General features: G+C 63.0%; 4 protein-coding genes. All 4 read left to right on the forward strand.

Annotated features, from left to right (window positions below; genetic code table 11):
- Nucleotides 1-133: 133 nt before the first annotated feature.
- The 4 genes from BFP90_RS16520 to BFP90_RS16535 are packed head-to-tail and all read left to right on the forward strand — an operon-like array spanning nucleotide 134 to nucleotide 2413.
- On the forward strand, nucleotides 134-442 hold the full coding sequence (locus BFP90_RS16520; protein ID WP_003188211.1) for a MazG-like family protein: 309 nt from the start codon (nucleotides 134-136) through the stop codon (nucleotides 440-442).
- A complete protein-coding gene (locus BFP90_RS16525; protein WP_065894663.1) occupies nucleotides 435-1184 on the forward strand; it encodes a methyltransferase in 750 nt (249 codons plus the stop codon). Before BFP90_RS16520 ends, BFP90_RS16525 begins: the two co-directional genes overlap by 8 nt.
- A 24-nt stretch (nucleotides 1185-1208) precedes the next feature.
- Nucleotides 1209-1811 carry a DUF4136 domain-containing protein gene (locus BFP90_RS16530; protein WP_065886475.1) on the forward strand — a complete coding sequence of 201 codons (603 nt, stop codon included), beginning with the start codon at nucleotides 1209-1211 and terminating at the stop codon, nucleotides 1809-1811.
- 44 nt (nucleotides 1812-1855) lie between these two features.
- Complete coding sequence (locus BFP90_RS16535; RefSeq protein ID WP_065897440.1) at nucleotides 1856-2413, forward strand: DUF4136 domain-containing protein; 558 nt, start codon at nucleotides 1856-1858, stop codon at nucleotides 2411-2413.
- Nucleotides 2414-2537: the final 124 nt, after the last annotated feature.

Consider the following 2537-nt stretch of genomic DNA (forward strand, 5'->3'; position numbering starts at 1 on the left):
GCTCGCTTCGCATCGTGGTTACGGTTGGGCGCTGCTGAGTTGTGTAGATACCTATGCTCATCGGGGGCAACACCGCTATTCACTTGCCTTCACTCCCCATCCCCCTGAAGCTATACCCATTCAGGAGCCCCCAATGAACCTCGAACACCTCACCGAACGCTTGCACCGCATCCGCGATACCAACGACTGGAAGCAATTCCACAGCCCGAAAAACCTGGCCATGGCCGCCAGTGTGGAAATGGCCGAGCTGGTCGAGATTTTCCAATGGCTGACCGAAGACCAGTCGCGCCAATTGCCGGCCGATAAGCTCGCTCATGCCGGCCAGGAAGTCGGCGATATCGTGCTGTACCTGCTATTGCTGTGCAGTGAGCTGGGCCTGGACATGAACGAAGTGGTGCGCGCCAAGCTGGCCGACAGCGAACGGCGGTTTGCCCATGAGTGATCGACATTTCGACCAGCTGGCCACGCGCTTCGCCGAGAAAATCTATGGCGGTGCCAAGGGTGCGATCCGCCTGGCGGTGTTGCAGGCCGATCTCGCCGAGGCGTTGCCGGATCGCCCGTTGCGCGTGCTGGATATCGGCGCGGGGTTGGGGCATATGTCGTTGTGGCTGGCCGAGCGTGGCCATCAGGTGACCCTGGCCGAGCCTGCCGCGCCCATGCTCGACGGCGCGCGCCAGCGTTTTGCCGATGCCGGGCAGAGCGCCACGTTCATCCAGGCGCCCTGGCAAGACTTGCTCGGCCAGCTCACCGAGCCCTACGATCTGGTGCTGTGCCACGCCGTGCTGGAATGGCTGGCCGAGCCCCATGCGATCCTGCCGGTGCTGCATCAATTGACGCTGCCCGGCGGTTGGTTGTCCCTGGCGTTCTATAACCGCGATGCGCTGATCTACCGCAACCTGCTCAAGGGCCACTTTCGCAAGATGCGCAGGAACGATATGGCCGGCGAAAAGCAGAGCCTCACGCCGCAACAGCCACTGGACCCAAGGGAATTGGCGGCGCAACTCGAAGGGCTGTGGCAGGTCGAAAGCCAAAGTGGCGTGCGCGTGTTCCATGACTATATGCCGGTGGAATTCCAGGCGCGCGCCGAGCTGCAGGATCTGTTGGAGATGGAACTCGCTCACCGTCGTCACCCAAGCTTTGCCGGACTTGGGCGTTATTTGCACTGGGTGTGCCGTCCGGTTTAAGCAGCCCAGTCTGCGGAGGTCGAAATGCGTCGTCTCTGTTTGATCCTGTTGTCCCTTGGGCTGGGCGCCTGCTCCAGCCCTAACCCCTACGTGGCCGCGTCGGCGCCAATGCCGCCGGCCCCGGCCCAGGCGGCCACCACCTTTGATGCCAGCGCTTACCCGGCGCCGGTGCGCGACTATGGCGCCTACCGCAATTGGGCCTGGCGCAACGGCCAGTTGCCGGCCGGCACTGCCTGGGCGGATTCGGCCCAGGTGGCCGAAGCCGTCAGCGGTGCGCTGGACCAGCGCGGCCTGCGTCCGGTGCATGACACGCGTGCGCCGGACCTGCTGGTCAGCGCCGATGTGCGCCTGGAGAAGCGTCTGCGCCAGGTCCAGGACGATTATGGCTACGGTTATGGCGGCTACAACCGCTATGGCAATGGCTACGGCATGTACAACTCGGTGCCGATGGTGCGTACCTATGAAGTGCAGGTCGTGGTGGTGCGCGTCAATCTGTTCGACGCCCGCAGCGGCCAGCCGGTGTGGAGCGCTAGTGCCGAAACGGGCAGCCAGGGTAGCCTCAGCGAGCGCGCTGATGCGTTGCGCCAGGCAGTGCAGAAGGCGATGACGGCGTATCCTCCGCGTTAACCGCTATGCTCAACTGAAGCCGGACCGATCATCGGAGAACCCTCATGTTTCGTCGTATCGCTACGCTTGCCGTTGTCCTGCTGCTGGGCGGTTGCCAGAGTAATCAGGTCAATCATGACTTTGACGCCAGCCGCGACTTTGGCGCCTACCGTAACTGGGCCTGGAAAGAGCCGGCGCTGCAATATCGTCCGGATGATCCGCGTATCAAGAGCGACCTCACCGAGCAGCGTATTCGCCAGGCGGTGGGCGAGCAGCTTGACCAGCGCGGTCTGCGCCTCGCCGGGCCCGGTAGCAAGGCCGACCTCTCTGTGCAGGCCTATCTGATCGTCGAGGACCGTCAGCAACAGGTCACCACTAATTACGGCGGTGCCTGGGGCGGGCCGTGGAATGGGTATTGGGGGGCGCCGATGTATAACGAAACGCGCAGCATCTCTTACAAGGTGGCGACGCTGCAGATTGATTTGCTCGATGGCAGGGACGGTAAGTTGGTGTGGCGGGGCAGTGATGAGCAGATCATGGCCAGTTCGCCGAATCCGCAGGACCGGAGTAATGCCATTCGCAGCACGGTGGCCAGGATTCTTGCCAACTATCCGCCCCGCTGACCTTGTGGAAAGGGATCTGCTCCGGTGAAGGCCTCCCGGCCTCCTCGGTCATAATGTGGGAGGGGGCTTGCCCCCGATGGCGGCCTCTGGGCCGACCAGGATGTTGGATTGGACCGAGTACATA

It is taken from the genome of Pseudomonas sp. 24 E 13 (assembly GCF_900004715.1).
GTDB lineage: Bacteria > Pseudomonadota > Gammaproteobacteria > Pseudomonadales > Pseudomonadaceae > Aquipseudomonas > Aquipseudomonas orientalis_A.

Excerpts from the sequence above, each read along its gene's own strand:
- BFP90_RS16520 (WP_003188211.1), top strand. The coding sequence starts at position 134 with ATGAACCTCGAACACCTCACCGAACGCTTGCACCGCATCCGCGATACC.
- BFP90_RS16525 (WP_065894663.1), top strand. The coding sequence starts at position 435 with ATGAGTGATCGACATTTCGACCAGCTGGCCACGCGCTTCGCCGAGAAA.
- BFP90_RS16530 (WP_065886475.1), top strand. The coding sequence starts at position 1,209 with ATGCGTCGTCTCTGTTTGATCCTGTTGTCCCTTGGGCTGGGCGCCTGC.
- BFP90_RS16535 (WP_065897440.1), top strand. The coding sequence starts at position 1,856 with ATGTTTCGTCGTATCGCTACGCTTGCCGTTGTCCTGCTGCTGGGCGGT.